The sequence below is a fragment of the Rhodococcus sp. IEGM 1409 genome (assembly GCF_030056735.1).
Classification (GTDB): Bacteria; Actinomycetota; Actinomycetes; order Mycobacteriales; family Mycobacteriaceae; genus Rhodococcus_F.
Map to the genome: position 1 here is coordinate 50,757 of NZ_JASHKN010000007.1, position 13,658 is coordinate 64,414.

13 protein-coding genes are annotated in these 13,658 nt (G+C 63.1%); 4 read left to right on the forward strand and 9 right to left on the reverse strand.

The genetic code is table 11. The features are described 5' to 3' along the window. Positions 1–29: 29 nt before the first annotated feature. The 3 genes from QM716_RS18745 (at position 30) to QM716_RS18755 (ending at position 3,664) form a co-directional block, all read left to right on the forward strand. On the forward strand, positions 30–944 hold the full coding sequence (locus tag QM716_RS18745; RefSeq protein WP_283305550.1) for an SMP-30/gluconolactonase/LRE family protein: 915 nt from the start codon (positions 30–32) through the stop codon (positions 942–944). Between the two features lie 151 nt (positions 945–1,095). Further along, positions 1,096–2,913 carry an ABC transporter substrate-binding protein/permease gene (locus QM716_RS18750; RefSeq protein ID WP_283305551.1) on the forward strand — a complete coding sequence of 606 codons (1,818 nt, stop codon included), beginning with the start codon at positions 1,096–1,098 and terminating at the stop codon, positions 2,911–2,913. 4 nt (positions 2,914–2,917) lie between these two features. Beyond that, the gene (locus QM716_RS18755) at positions 2,918–3,664 is read left to right on the forward strand and encodes an amino acid ABC transporter ATP-binding protein (protein WP_020909781.1); all 747 of its coding nucleotides are present in this window, start codon (positions 2,918–2,920) and stop codon (positions 3,662–3,664) included. On the opposite strand, the gene QM716_RS18760 is transcribed toward QM716_RS18755, so the two are convergent. The 7 genes from QM716_RS18760 to QM716_RS18790 all read right to left on the reverse strand — a co-directional run bounded on the left by QM716_RS18760 (position 3,650) and on the right by QM716_RS18790 (position 9,102). Then, the gene (locus QM716_RS18760) at positions 3,650–4,834 is read right to left on the reverse strand and encodes an RNA polymerase sigma factor (protein WP_283305818.1); all 1,185 of its coding nucleotides are present in this window, start codon (positions 4,832–4,834) and stop codon (positions 3,650–3,652) included. The two genes, QM716_RS18755 and QM716_RS18760, sit on opposite strands and share 15 nt — an antisense overlap. Before the next feature lie 8 nt (positions 4,835–4,842). Beyond that, positions 4,843–5,250, reverse strand: coding sequence for a YciI family protein (locus tag QM716_RS18765; RefSeq protein WP_283305553.1), 408 nt, complete (start codon positions 5,248–5,250; stop codon positions 4,843–4,845). A gap of 117 nt (positions 5,251–5,367) precedes the next feature. After that, positions 5,368–5,982, reverse strand: coding sequence for a response regulator transcription factor (locus QM716_RS18770; RefSeq protein ID WP_283305554.1), 615 nt, complete (start codon positions 5,980–5,982; stop codon positions 5,368–5,370). Next, positions 5,979–7,121 carry a sensor histidine kinase gene (locus QM716_RS18775; RefSeq protein ID WP_283305555.1) on the reverse strand — a complete coding sequence of 381 codons (1,143 nt, stop codon included), beginning with the start codon at positions 7,119–7,121 and terminating at the stop codon, positions 5,979–5,981. The genes QM716_RS18770 and QM716_RS18775 overlap by 4 nt, the downstream gene beginning before the upstream one ends. Positions 7,122–7,142: 21 nt before the next feature. Next, a complete protein-coding gene (locus QM716_RS18780; RefSeq protein ID WP_283305556.1) occupies positions 7,143–7,934 on the reverse strand; it encodes an ABC transporter permease in 792 nt (263 codons plus the stop codon). Then, positions 7,931–8,869, reverse strand: a complete 939-nt coding sequence (locus QM716_RS18785) for an ABC transporter ATP-binding protein (protein ID WP_283305557.1) — start codon at positions 8,867–8,869, stop codon at positions 7,931–7,933. Before QM716_RS18785 ends, QM716_RS18780 begins: the two co-directional genes overlap by 4 nt. Then, entirely contained in the window at positions 8,866–9,102 is a 237-nt protein-coding gene (locus tag QM716_RS18790; RefSeq protein ID WP_283305558.1) for a hypothetical protein, read from the reverse strand. The genes QM716_RS18785 and QM716_RS18790 overlap by 4 nt, the downstream gene beginning before the upstream one ends. A 234-nt stretch (positions 9,103–9,336) precedes the next feature. Here QM716_RS18790 and QM716_RS18795 point away from each other — a divergent pair, with 234 nt between their 5' ends. Then, positions 9,337–11,418, forward strand: a complete 2,082-nt coding sequence (locus tag QM716_RS18795) for a PhoX family protein (RefSeq protein ID WP_283305559.1) — start codon at positions 9,337–9,339, stop codon at positions 11,416–11,418. Between the two features lie 3 nt (positions 11,419–11,421). Here the strand turns inward: QM716_RS18795 and QM716_RS18800 are convergent, their stop codons facing one another. After that, positions 11,422–12,168, reverse strand: coding sequence for a glycoside hydrolase family 25 protein (locus tag QM716_RS18800; RefSeq protein ID WP_084325600.1), 747 nt, complete (start codon positions 12,166–12,168; stop codon positions 11,422–11,424). Positions 12,169–12,224: 56 nt separating this feature from the next. Further along, entirely contained in the window at positions 12,225–13,562 is a 1,338-nt protein-coding gene (ggh, locus tag QM716_RS18805; protein ID WP_283305560.1) for a glucosylglycerate hydrolase, read from the reverse strand. Positions 13,563–13,658: the final 96 nt, after the last annotated feature.

A 13,658-nucleotide genomic window follows, 5' to 3' on the forward strand; every position in this document is an offset into this window, starting at 1 on the left:
TTGGTCCGGTTTGCCGTAAGTTGTGCGCAATGGGAGTATCACGCAACCGAACTCGGGCGTTGTTGATCGTCGCGGCGATCGCAGCCGGGACCGTGGCCGCAGCTACGCCGGCGGAGGCCACCTGGACAGCCGCGCCGATGTGCGGCGAGTGGCGGGTCGAAACCGTAGCGCAAGGGTTGGAGCAGCTCGAAAACCTCGAGCCCGATGACAACGGCGGGTTCTACCTCTCCGGCGAGTCGAAGATCTATCACGTCGACGCCGCAGGGCAGGTGCGAACTGTCCTCGACGGCATGGCTGCCCCTGGCGGTTTGCAACTCGACGGCTCGAGGCTGTCCTTCCTCACCAGACAGGACGGCAAGCTGTGGCACCTGGACACCACGACGGATCAGCTGTCCGCACCCGTCGACTTCGCAGGCAACGGCCTGCTCCGCCTACCCGACGGCGATCTACTGTCCACGTGGGTCGGAACAGAAGGCGGCCAGTCGAAGGGCGTGTCGCGCTATGACCACGACTCCGGAACCGTCGTACCCAATTGGTCGACAGTGCCGCGTTCGGAGGGGCTCGCGCTCAGTCCGGATCATCGAGCCGTGTACACAGACGATCTGTTCACCGGTCAGATCATCCGGGTCCCCTTGGATATCCCTGACGCGTGGACAGTTGTAGCGACGGTCCCGAGCCTGATACCCGGCCTCGACGATTTGACCATGTCGCAGGATGGAATGCTCTACGCCGCTGCTCACGTCGAAGGCTCGATCTATCGCGTCGACCCTGATACCGGCGCTTCGTGCGTCGTCGCTTCGGGCCTCTCGGGTGGATGGACCGGGCCGAGTTCCGTGCGTATCGGCCGGGACGGCGACGGTTGGGCGATCTACGTCACCAGCTTCGACGGGACGCTGCGTCGCCTGGTACCTCCGTCGGGCGTCGAACTCGCACCCATCCGCTGACGCCGATCTCTTCGGCACGAGATTCTCCGACCTGGCGATACTTAAAATCACGCTGATTTGAATGCATGCCCGCAGCACAACGGCCGCTTGTCGGAAAACTGTCAACAGTTCTACACGGAGAAATGGCTACCCTTAGGTTTACGCTGCACGCATGTTTTCTTCCGTCGCAGCGAAGATCCGCCTGGTGGTGGCACTGCTCCTCACTGCCCTCCTGGCGCTGACTCTGTCATCGTGCTCGAGTGGCTCGGATTCGTCGGCAGCCCCCACAGACCTGTGTGCACCTCCAGGAGTGGGAGCCGCAACCGCGGCGCCCACCAACCTTGATGCGGCAGCGGGTGCGGGCGCCGAAGACCGCTACACCACGGCCACCGCCACCCCGGTCGATCAGATCGACACCTCCAAGCTGAACCTGATCAAACCCGGGGTCATCACGGTCGGCACGCTCGGCGACGCGCCCCCGAGCATCTGCGTCAACTCCGAGAACCAGTACACCGGATACGACAACGAACTGCTCAAGGCCGTCGCGGACAAGCTGGGTCTGAAGGTCGAGTTCGTCGGCACCGAGTTCGCTGGTCTTCTCGCCCAGGTCGCCGGTCGACGCTTCGACGTCGGCTCGTCGTCGATCACCACCACCGACGACCGTCGCAACACCGTCGGCTTCACCAACGGTTACGACTTCGGATACTTCTCCCTCGTCGTCCCCAACGGCAGCGCGATCACCGGCTTCGGAGACCTGGACGCGTCCAAGCGCATCGGCGTCGTGCAGGGAACCGTTCAGGACGACTACGTCGTGAACACGCTCAAGCTCGATCCCGTGAAGTTCCCCGACTACGCCACGGCGTACGCGAACCTCAAGTCCGGACAGATCGACGCCTGGGTAGCTCCGTCTCAGCAGGCCGAAGGCGCAATCGCTCCCGGTGATCCGACCTCGATCATCCAGAACACCTTCTCGGTCAACAACTTCGTCGGCTGGGCGGTGAACAAGGAGAACCAGCCGCTGATCGACGCCCTCAATTCGGGCCTCGACGCGGTCATCGACGACGGAACCTGGGCTCAGCTGTACGCCGACTGGGTGCCGCGCCAACTCCCCGAAGGCTGGAAGCCCGGATCCAAGGCCGCGGCCACTCCGGAACTGCCCGACTTCGCAGCCCTCGCAGCAGAAAACGCAGCAAACGGCGACGGTGGAGATACCGCGTCGTACCAACCGAAGTCGACGCTCGAACAACTCAAAGACACGTTCTTCGACTGGGATCTGTACAAGAAGGCATTCCCCGATCTCCTCAAGACCGGTCTGCCCAACACGCTGATCCTCGCGCTCGCGTCGGGCATCATCGGCACGATCCTCGGCATGCTGCTCGCTGTCGCCGGTATCTCGCGAACCCGTTGGCTGCGCTGGCCTGCCCGCGTCTACACCGACATCTTCCGTGGCCTGCCCGCCGTCGTCATCATCTTGATCATCGGGCTCGGCGTCGGACCGATCGTCAAGGGAATCACCGGCAGCAATCCGTACTGGCTCGGTGTCGCGGCGCTGTCGCTGCTCGCGTCGGCGTACATCGGTGAGATCTTCAGATCCGGTATCCAAAGCGTCGAATCCGGGCAGCTGGAAGCCTCCCGCGCTCTCGGCTTCAGTTACCGAAAGTCCATGTCGCTGGTCGTCATCCCGCAGGGTGTACGACGCGTTCTGCCGGCGTTGATGAACCAGTTCATCTCGCTGATCAAGGACTCGTCGCTGATCTACTTCCTAGGCCTCCTCGTCACTCAGCGGGAGCTCTTTGCCGTCGGACGCGATCTCAACGCCCAGACCGGCAGCCTGTCCCCGCTCGTCGCGGCAGGCTTGTTCTACCTTGCTCTGACCATCCCGCTGACGCACCTCGTCAACTACATCGACAACCGACTCCGGACCGGACGCGCCGACACTTCAGGCACGTTGGATCCGCTCGAGCAGGCCATCGTCGTGGAAAGGGGCTGAGGACATGACCACCAGCTCTGAACTGAAGTCCGTATCGCTCACCGGCAAGGACCTGCATCTGTCCTTCGGTACCAACAAGGTGCTTCGCGGCGTCAACCTGCACGTCGACGCCGGAAACACCGTCACCGTCATCGGACCCTCCGGTTCGGGCAAGTCGACGCTCCTGCGGGTGCTGAACCGCCTGCACGAGCCTGAGCAGGGTGACGTGCTGCTCGACGGGAAGTCCGTCTTGAAGGACAACCCCGACGAGCTTCGGCAGCGAATCGGCATGGTGTTTCAGCACTTCAACCTGTTCCCGCACAAGACCGTCGCCGAGAACATCGCGCTCGGGCCGAACAAGCTCAAGGGATTGTCCAAAGAACAAGCTCGGGCTCTCGCGCTCGAGCAGCTGGATCTCGTGGGGCTCAAGGAGAAGGCCGACTCGCGGCCCGGCAACCTTTCGGGTGGTCAGCAGCAGCGCGTCGCCATTGCCCGCGCCTTGGCGATGAAGCCCGAGGTCATGTTCTTCGACGAGGCGACGTCGGCTCTGGACCCCGAACTGGTCAAGGGCGTTCTGGCATTGATGGCCGATCTCGCGAAGTCCGGCATGACCATGGTCGTCGTGACGCACGAAATGGGCTTCGCTCGCTCGGTGTCCGACAAGGTGCTCTTCATGGATCGTGGCGCCGTCGTCGAAACCGGAACTCCTGAGCAGCTTTTCGACGATCCCGAAACCGATCGACTGCAGGCGTTCCTGTCACAGGTTCTCTGACTCGGGCGTGCTTGCGCGAGATCGACGGGCGTTGATCCTGGACGCCTGAAGCATCAGATGGTCACGTTCGGCGAGGTTGGATGCCTTGTGCGCTGCATCGGCATACAACCTCGCCGCCGTCTCCAGGTCTCCGTCGCGTTCACGGAGATAGGCCTCGACGGCAACATAGCGTGGAAGTGAATCGTCCAGCGCTGCAAGAGCTGCCAAGCCGGCGCGTGGTCCGTCCGCCTCGCCGACGGCCACCGCCCGATTGAGCCGGACGATCGGGCTGTCGGTCAGGGCTGCGAGTTCGTCGTACCACTCCACTATCTGCACCCAGTCGGTCTCGTCTGCTGTGAGAGCGTCGGCATGAAGTGCGGCAATCGCGGCCTGGGCCTGGAACTCGCCGAGCCGGTCGCGAGCGAGAGCTGCCTGGAGGATCACGACTCCTTCGGCAATCGACTCGGTGTCCCACCGTCCGCGGTCCTGCTCGGCAAGCGGAACCAGGCTGCTGTCTGCGGCAGTGCGCGCGGCGCGGCGAGCGTGGTGAAGGAGCACGAGCGCGAGCAACCCTGCGACCTCGGGGTGATCGATCGCGGCGGCGAGCTGCCGGGTGAGCCTGATGGCCTCGGCGGCGAGGTCGACGTCACCGGAGTAGCCCTCGTTGAAGACCAGATAGAGGACACGTAGAACGGTGGCGACATCGCCGGGTTGCTCGAACCGCACGCCGGAGACCGTGCGCTTGGCTCGGCTGATGCGCTGAGCCATCGTCGCTTCGGGCACCAGGTAGGCCTGCGCAATCTGGCGAGTGGTCAGCCCGCCGACAGCGCGCAGCGTGAGTGCGACGGCGGACGACGGCGTCAACGACGGGTGAGCGCACAGAAAGTAGAGCTGGAGTGTGTCGTCCACGCCCGGCACTGACCCGCTGACCGGCCGCTCGCCTGGCTGCTCGTCAACCAGAAACTCCCGCTTGCGACGGGCCGCATCCGACCGGATCCCGTCGAGGAACCGCCGCCAGGCCACTGTGACCAGCCAGCCCTTGGGGTCCCGCGGCGGGTTGTCCGGCCAGGCCCTGACCGCCTCGAGCAGAGCGTCCTGCACGGCGTCCTCGGCCAACGCGAAATCTGCTCCGCGGCGGACGAGGATGCCGAGCACGCTCGGAGTCAGACTTCGAAGCAGCGCGTCGTCCATGAGAGTCGTCAGTCCGTGATGGTCGGCGGCTCGGTCAGGAACGGGCGCAGTTCGAGCCATTCGTGAATCGGCTTCCCGCCTGCGCCGGGCGCGGCCGAAAGCTCCCCGGCCAATTCGACGGCACGGTCGTAACTGTCGACGTCGATCACCATCCAGCCGGCAATGAGGTCCTTGGTCTCCGCGAATGGGCCGTCGGTGACCGGGGGGCGCCCCTCACCGTCGTACCGGACGAAGGTGCCCTCCGGAGCGAGAGCCTGACCGTCGACGAACTCGCCCGCCTTCTCGAGCCGATCCGCGAAGTCCTGCATGTACTTCACGTGGTCCGTGATCTCGTCCGGTGTCCACTGGTCCATCGGCACGTCGTTGACTGCAGCCGGAGCGCCGCGGTAGTGCTTGAGCAGCAAGTACTTGGCCATCGTGAATCTCCTCTGTGTCGGTGCCACCCATTCTGGTCGCACGTCACTACAGGGACGAAGCAAGTCGGGGATTCTCGACATCTCGGGGCTATTCTCGAGATCGCGGGGCTTCGGGCCCTAAATCCACCCTTGCCGGCGGGCGATCACCGCGGCCTCGTGCCGATTCGCAGCACCGAGTTTGGTGACAGCTGACGACAGATAATTCCGCGTGGTTCCTGCAGAGAGATGCGCGCGGGACGCGATCTGATCGATGGATGCTCCGTCCGCCGCGTACTCGAGTACGTCCGCTTCACGCGGAGTAAGCGGTGAGTCGCCGGCGCCGATTGCCTCGGCCGCCAACGACGGATCGACGTACCGCCCGCCGGCATGGACGCTGCGGACCACCTCGGCGAGCGTCGCCGCGGGCGTCGTCTTCGGCAGAAATCCGCGGACGCCTGCTGACAGTGCCTTCTTCAGGTACCCGGGACGCCCGTGGCTCGTCACGATGATCGAGACGCACCCCGAGACCGTCTGCGCAATCTGTTGCGCTGTCTCGATGCCGTCGATACCCGCCATCTGAAGGTCGAGCACGGCTACGTCAGGCTGATGTTTTACAGCAGCGATCACGGCATCCTCGCCGGATTCGGCTTCCGCCACGACAACGATGTCGTCCTCGAGCGACAACATCATGGCCAGAGCCGAGCGGATCAAGTTCTCGTCGTCGGCCAGCAGTACCTTGATCGGCTCGGTCACCGAGACTCCTTCGTTCGGGACGGAAAGTGGGCGGTGAGGGTGAAGCGATCTTCGTCCTGCACAGTTTCGACAGTTCCTCCGACGGCGCTGACGCGCTCGCGCAATCCGTTCAAGCCGGTTCCGTCGCTAGGCGGTGCGATACGTGCGCCGTCGTTGACAATTACGACGCCGTCCGCGAACACCTCGATGCCGCAATTCTGAGCACTGGAATGCCGGAGAATGTTGGTCACGCCTTCACGGACGACCCACGCGGCGGCCTCGGCCAGTTCCACCGGCAGCTGATCTGCCGATCCACGTATCGCGGTGGAGATTCCGGCAGCCTCGAGCAGAGACTGCGCGCCGGCCAGCTCGGACGCCAAGGCGATGGACCGGTATCCACGAACCAGCTCGCGTGCTTCGTCGAGCGAATCTTGCGCAAGTTCGCGTACTTCGTCCATCTGCGCGGCGGCACGATCGTCGCCGCGCCGTGAAAGTGTGGCTGCAAGTTCACTTTTCACCGCAATTGCAGACAGTGCCCGCCCGACGACATCGTGGAGATCGCGCGAAAATCGCAACCGCTCCTCGGCGACGGACAGAGCGGCGGCAGCTCCGCGTGCCTCGTCCAATTCGGTGACCATCCGCAACAGCCACACCGACATGTAAACCGTCAGCCCCATGAAGGCAGCAACGATTCCGACGGACACGCCGCTTGCCGGACCTGCAAGCAGTCCCAATACAACCCCGGCGGCCACCGAACCCAAGATCAGCCAGCGCAGCGACGTCAGCCCCGCAAGGGGCACAACTAGGATTGCCGCCAGCCAGAAGTACGGGCCGTTCTCGGCATTGCTTCCCAATGCAATTCCTGCCGAGCAGAACGCCGACAACGTCATCACGGCAAGAGGAATCTGGACGGGCTTGGCCACGATCCCGCCCAGATCAGGCATCCGGGACACGGCTATGGCGCACGCAATCGCACTGATTCCGAGGAACGCCCCCGACAGATACCGATCCGTCACGATCTCGGTGAACGTACCGAAGCCACCGAAGACGAAGGCGAACATGATGAACGACTGCCGCGTGTAGAGGCGAACCTTGTCGAGGTTCGACGCGGTTCGCCACGTCCGTCTCGGATTCCAGCGTCCGAAGTTCTGCGCGATCATGCTCACTACCTTCTCAGAGTTCTACGAACGCGGTTCCCAGCGGAAGTGGACGTTCGCGATCAGAACCGAACCGACGATCCATGCCAGCATGACCAACAGCGGTTGCGCGGCCGAACCGAAGGTGTCGACAAATCCAGCCGCCGCACCAGGTGCATCGCCCAGATCACCCAGTTCGGCAGTGGTCCGCCCCAGCCATCCGAGATTGAGGAGGTCGACCACCGCGGCCAGCGGAGTGAACTCGAGAACACGAGCAACGTTGTCCGGCACGACATTCCTGATCGAAGACATACCTGCCGTCGCCAGAATCAGAATCGGCATGCAGGTTATCTGCGCTGCCTCTGCGTTCCGAGTGACAGCCGAGGTGATCAACGCCAGCGCGGTGAAGAGCGCGGCGCCGCCGATCACCGCAGCCAGCACCAGCACCGGATTGACCGGTGCGTGGCCACCGAGAACCATCACGGCGATGCCGATGACCACCGTCAGCAGCCCGGTGAGAACCCACGAGGGCACCGCCGGACCGGCCAGGATCTCGGCGTCGCTGCATTCCCCGGTCCGTAGTCGCTTGAGAACCAACTCGTCACGCCGTGTCGCGTAGACCGACAGCAGGTTGTAGAAGACCACGAACACGAGAAGGAAGAGTGCAAACACCTCGAGCCCTGCCGACACCGACTTGTCCGACAGTCCGCCGTCTCGCGACAGGTACAGCATTCCCACGGGAAAGATCAACGGGAGAACTATCGCGTTGAAGAGCAGCAGTCGATTTCGTCCCAGGAGCGTGAACTCCGAACGAGACAGGGTTGCGATGCGGTTCATGCCGACGCTCCTTCGAGAGTTGCGTGATGATCGAAGTGGTCTGCAATGGAGAGGAATACGGTCTCCAGGGATGCCGCGCGAGCATCCAAGCCGGTCAGCGAGACATCATTGTGCTGCGCCCACAACAGCAGTTCCGTCAGCGTCTCCTGGACGGTGCGAGTGGTGATCAGCACCAGATCATTTTCGACGCGTACCTCGGCGCCGGCCAAAGCTGGGAGCGGAAGACCTGGGCGGTGCAGTTTGATCTGGGCGGGATGATCCGCGACGACATCCGCCACGGTTCCGCTGCGCACCACCGATCCACGGTGCATGATCGCCAACTGGTCACACAAGGACTCGGCTTCGTCCAGGTAGTGCGTCGTCAACATGATGGTGACGCCCGACGCTTTCAAATCAGCGATCAATTGCCAAGTGTTACGACGACTTTCGGGGTCCAGGCCGGTAGTCGGTTCGTCGAGAAAGAGGACGAGGGGACGGCCGATGATCGCGCACGCCAGGTCCAGTCGGCGCGCTTCACCCCCCGAGAGGAACTTCACATGGGTATCGCCTCGGTCGCGCATGTCCACGCGCTCGAGCACCTCGTCAACGGGAAGTGGATTCGAGCAGGTTCCTGCCCACATCGCCAAACTCTCGCGCGCAGTCAGGTCTTGGGGAAGACCGCCCTTCTGGAGCATGATGCCCAGGGACGGGCGAATCTGCTTGCGGTTGCGCACCGGATCCATCCCCAGAACGCGCACCGTGCCGGCACTGGCACGTGAAAGTCCCTGAATCACCTCGAGAGTGGATGTCTTGCCGGCACCGTTTGTTCCGAGGAGGCCGAACAGCTCGCCTTCCCGGACACTCAGATCAAGATTGCGGACAGCATCGAACGCATCCTTGCCCGAGCCGTAGCGGCGCGACATTCCGACAACGTCGATCACGGGATCGCCTTTCATCGCTGCGCCTCCTCTCGGTTCCAGCCGCGCAGTCCGATCACGAATCGGATACCCGCATAGACAGCGAGAGCGGCAACAAGTATCCAGAACACGGGATTGGAGCCGATGATCGCGAACAGCACTCCGATGATCGCGATATTCACGACGATCACAACAAGTTCGCGGCCCATCGTGGGTGCGGGTCCGATGTCCATCAGGTCCGTCAGGAGGCTTCCCTCATGTGGTTCTCTCATGCCTCCAAGCTTCGCGAGAAGTCGGAGCCGAAAACAGTGCACAGCGTCATCAGCTGCGGTGACACCGTCACGGATCAGCGATGACAAATGTCATGCGACGTCCCCGCGGGGACGCCTCCTAACCTGCAGGTAAGGGTCACCTCGTTGTTTTGCCGTTCATTTTTACGTTCCTTTACCCTTGCTTCGAGCTTCTACGGTTCCCGAAGTCCGTACATCGAAACTCGGGAGTTCACGGTGGCTATCAAGCCTTTGGCCTTGTTCGTCAAACACGACGGCGTGTCTGCACGCGCGTCGATCACCTGCCAGTACAAGTGCGGAAATGCGTGCTCTCACGAGGTCCCCAACACCTCGGGCGGCGAGTACTTCCGCGACATCGCACGCACGGCACTGTCTCGTCGCGGCATGCTTCGGGGCAGCGGCATGGCAGTCCTCGCGGTGGGAGCCGGCAGCGCCCTCGTCGCGTGTTCGGACGAATCTGCAAGCGCCGAACCGGGAACCGGTTCGACGAGTGGCAGCAGCAGCGGATCGACACCGGCGGGAACGAACTACAGCGCTGTCGCTCCCAACAAAGAAGACAAGGTCACCGTCCCTGACGGATACGATCAGGCCGTCGTGATTCGTTGGGGTGACGCCGTTCTCGCCGGTGCCCCGGCTTTCGACTTCGACAAGCAGACTGCGGCAGCGCAGGAACTGCAGTTCGGATTCAACAACGACTTCGCCGGATTACTCCCGGTCGACGGGCAGCCCAACACCTACCTACTCGTGGTCAATCACGAATACTCCACCGAGCCCGCGATGTTCCGCGGCTACGATGCGGAGAACCCGACCGAGGAACAGTTCAAGATCGGCCTGGCCAGCCACGGACTGTCGGTCGTCCAGGTCAAGGGAGAATCCGACAACGGCAAGCTGGTGCCGGAGATCGGATCGAACAACCGCCGCATCACCGGAACCACGGAGTTTGTCGTGACCGGCCCCGCTGCAGGTAGCGACTTCCTCAAGACGAGCGCCGATCCCACCGGAACCAAAGTGCTCGGCACCCTCAACAACTGCGCCGGCGGCGTCACACCCTGGGGCACAGTGCTTTCCGGCGAAGAGAACTTCAACCAGTACTTCGCAAACGCCGAGGGTGTCACCGATCCCACGGTCGCAGCGCGGCTGAAGCGCTACGGTCTTGCCGGCGCCGCTTCCGAGCGCAAGTGGGAACGCTTCGACAAGCGGTTCGACCTGGTCGCAGAACCCAACGAGGTCAACCGATTCGGATACGTCGTCGAGATTGATCCCTGGGATCCGTCATCGACTCCGATCAAGCACACAGCGCTCGGACGTTTCAAGCACGAAGCCGCCACCATTTACATCACGTCGGACGGCACCGTCGTCGCCTACAGCGGCGACGACGAGCGCTTCGACTACATGTACAAGTTCGTCTCCAGCCGAAAGATGCAGGACGGCAAGAGTCAAGCAGCCATGCGTCACAACATGACTCTGCTCGACGCCGGAATCCTGTACGTCGCAAAGCTCAGCGGCAACTCTGCCGGCGAGATCGACGGCAGCGGCAAGCTCCCATCGGACGGCAAGTTCGACGGAACCGGCGAATGGGTAGCCATCCTGCGCACCGGCGAAGACGGCAAGGGCGAATCGCTGGTCGACGGCATGAGCGCCGAAGAGGTAGCCGTCTTCACCCGCCAGGCCGGCGACAAGGTCGGGGCAACGAAGATGGACCGCCCCGAGGACTTCGAGGCAAACCCGAAGAGCGGCAAGGTTTACGTCGCACTGACCAACAACACCAAGCGCGGAGTCGACGGCGGCGCGGCGGCCGACGAGGCGAACCCGCGCAACAACAACAAGAACGGCCAGGTCCTCGAAATTTCGGACGATCACGCCGGCACCACCTTCGGCTGGAATCTCCTTCTCGTCTGTGGAGATCCGGCTACAGCCGACACCTACTTCGGTGGTTTCGACAAGAGCAAGGTCAGTCCGATCTCGTGCCCGGACAACCTTGCCTTCGACCCGCACGGAAACCTGTGGATCTCCACCGACGGCAACGCACTCAAGTCCAACGACGGACTGTTCAGTGTTGTCCTCGAAGGCGAAAATCGTGGTGAGACAAAGCAGTTCCTCACCGTCCCCGTCGGCGCCGAAACCTGCGGACCGATTGTGGACGAGAAGCGCGTCATCGTCTGCGTCCAGCACCCCGGCGAGACCGACGACGCCAGCATCGAAAGCCCCGCATCCCATTGGCCCGACGGTGGTTCCTCCCAGCCTCGCCCGTCGGTAGTTGCAGCCTGGAAGAAGGACGGATCTCGGCTCGGCTCGTAGAGGTCAGCTGCTCCCGAACCCCACGCTGTTGGCATAGCGATCGAAATCGCCCTGGGCTCCGCTGTAGACGTTGATGTCGGTATTCCCGGTGATACCGGGGATACGTCCGGTGCTGGTGTACTGCCAGAAGGTCCAATTGGACCAACCACCGGGCAGCGGCCCCGGGGCGTTCTGCCCGTTGTAATCGGCGATCCACAGCGGGTAGTGGTTGAACTCAGTGGTGTTGGCCATCTGAGTGCGCCAGAAGTTGGGGTACGTGTAAATGATGGGCTGCCGCCCGGTGAGTGCCTGGACAGTATTGAGGTAGCGATGAGTCCAGTCGATGACCTGTCCGGCGGGCAGTCCCTTTGCGTCCTCGAGATCCAGAACGGGTGGGAGGTCACCAGGTCCGTTGATACCCAAGACGATCGCCGAGTAGAAGGCGGCCTGGGCTTCGGGGGACTGGCGAACGTCTGCGTAGTGGTACGCCCCGCGCGAGACGCCGGCAGCACGCATGACCAGGCAATCCTGGATGAAGTACGGATTGACGTAGTTGAGCGACTCGGTGGCCTTGACCATCGCGAACTCGTGCCCTGACGCCTTGACCTGGAACCAGTCGATTCCGGTTCCGTCCACGTGCTGCCACGAAGAGACGTCCGGGCCGCGTGGAGCGTCGGCCGCGGCGAGGCCGGGTGCCGTGATTGCGATGGCAGCAGCCATCGCAATCGGGGTGAGCTTGCCCAAAGTCCTGACGATCCGTCGCTCGGCCATTTCCCGAGGGTAAGGTCGATTGGTCCGTTTTGTCCGCTAATTCAGGAAACGTTCACTCAACCGAGCCAGTCGAGAACGGCCGCCGCAGTCCACGACTGCTGCATGCTCCCCAACGGCTCTCCGGTGAAAGGCTCGTAGTACTCGGCAAATGTGCCGTCGCTGGCCTGCCTCAACCCCTCCGAACGCAAGACATGTGATCGCTCGGCCCATCCCCGACGCGCGAACGCCCACGAGAACAACCACGTGATAACCGGCCACACCGGGCCACGCCAATACTCACGCGGGCGAAAATCACCGGAAACCGGCGACGTCGACGGCGGGACGGCAAAACGCATGTCCGGGTGGCCGCAGAACTTGGGCCCCTCGAAAGTGCGCAACAAAGCGCGCTCGGCTTCGCGGTTCAAACCACCGCAGAGCAACGGCGCAAACATCGCGATGGTCTCGGTATGAACCCACCGTCCAGTGCGCAGGTCGAAATCCTTTGCCGCACCGGATCGCTCATCGGTGGTGGCAATCACGCCCCGACGGAAGCGATCTGCCCACCCACGCAGATCTCGAACGTCGGAGTTCGGACGCGAATGCTCCTCGCCGATCGTCGCCAGGACGTCGCACGCCATCGAGAAGACGGCACTGACAAACACGTCCTCGACGGCAAAACTCATGGCCGTTGCAAGCTGCGAGTCCTCGTACCGCACGGCCTTCATCTCTTCGAGAAGCCAAAGGTAGCGGTCGTATTCGTGATCCGTGGGCCGCTGAGACAGGTCGGTCACCACCGCGAGATCCGCCCTCTGATACGCAGGTACCTGTCCTGCAACAACATTCGCGTAGGCCAGATCCCAGCGCGGAGAATTGTCCATCCCCGATTCCCACCCGTGGTAGAGCGCGATTCGGCCGTTACCGTCGAGATCCCGCGCCTCCGCCAACCACCGGTGCCACCGAACAAGATCGCTCCAGCGACGGTCGAGAAACTCTTCGGCCACCGCACGCGTCGTACGTCCGTGCCGACGCGAATGATCGAGAATCCGCTGTACCGCGATCGCGTGGACGGGGGGTTGAGTGATTCCCGATGTAGCGGTGCCCAGAGGCGCGTGCGCTGCCAAGGCGTTGACGTCCCACCGCGTCGGGCCGGGGAAGTAGCCGTCGACACCGTTTGCGAACACGATGTGCGGAATCATCCCGTTCTTCCACTGAGCCGAGAGCAAGGTATCGAGCTCTACTACCGCCCGTTCGACGCTGAGCGGCGCCAAACCTACCGCGACGAACGCCGCGTCCCAGCTCCACATGTGGGGATACAGCTTCGGGGCGGCGCTGGTCATCGTGCCCAGGTCGTTTCCGCGCAGCAGGTAGGCAGCTCGGGCGGCGAGCTGAGTCGGGGTAAATCCGCGGTCGGCCATAGATGTCTATTTTGCGACGCGTCGAGCCTTTGCGCTCATCGAACACGAATCAGGCGCTGCAACCGCGCTAGGGTGGCATCACCGTCAGGCGATCTC

Bases quoted from the DNA above. Each gene is read 5' to 3' on its own strand.
- QM716_RS18760 (WP_283305818.1), bottom strand. From the start codon at position 4,834: ATGGACGACGCGCTGCTTCGAAGTCTGACTCCGAGCGTGCTCGGCATC.
- QM716_RS18745 (WP_283305550.1), top strand. From the start codon at position 30: ATGGGAGTATCACGCAACCGAACTCGGGCGTTGTTGATCGTCGCGGCG.
- QM716_RS18790 (WP_283305558.1), bottom strand. From the start codon at position 9,102: ATGAGAGAACCACATGAGGGAAGCCTCCTGACGGACCTGATGGACATC.
- QM716_RS18755 (WP_020909781.1), top strand. From the start codon at position 2,918: ATGACCACCAGCTCTGAACTGAAGTCCGTATCGCTCACCGGCAAGGAC.
- QM716_RS18800 (WP_084325600.1), bottom strand. From the start codon at position 12,168: ATGGCCGAGCGACGGATCGTCAGGACTTTGGGCAAGCTCACCCCGATT.
- QM716_RS18785 (WP_283305557.1), bottom strand. From the start codon at position 8,869: ATGAAAGGCGATCCCGTGATCGACGTTGTCGGAATGTCGCGCCGCTAC.
- QM716_RS18765 (WP_283305553.1), bottom strand. From the start codon at position 5,250: ATGGCCAAGTACTTGCTGCTCAAGCACTACCGCGGCGCTCCGGCTGCA.
- QM716_RS18780 (WP_283305556.1), bottom strand. From the start codon at position 7,934: ATGAACCGCATCGCAACCCTGTCTCGTTCGGAGTTCACGCTCCTGGGA.
- QM716_RS18750 (WP_283305551.1), top strand. From the start codon at position 1,096: ATGTTTTCTTCCGTCGCAGCGAAGATCCGCCTGGTGGTGGCACTGCTC.
- ggh (WP_283305560.1), bottom strand. From the start codon at position 13,562: ATGGCCGACCGCGGATTTACCCCGACTCAGCTCGCCGCCCGAGCTGCC.
- QM716_RS18775 (WP_283305555.1), bottom strand. From the start codon at position 7,121: ATGATCGCGCAGAACTTCGGACGCTGGAATCCGAGACGGACGTGGCGA.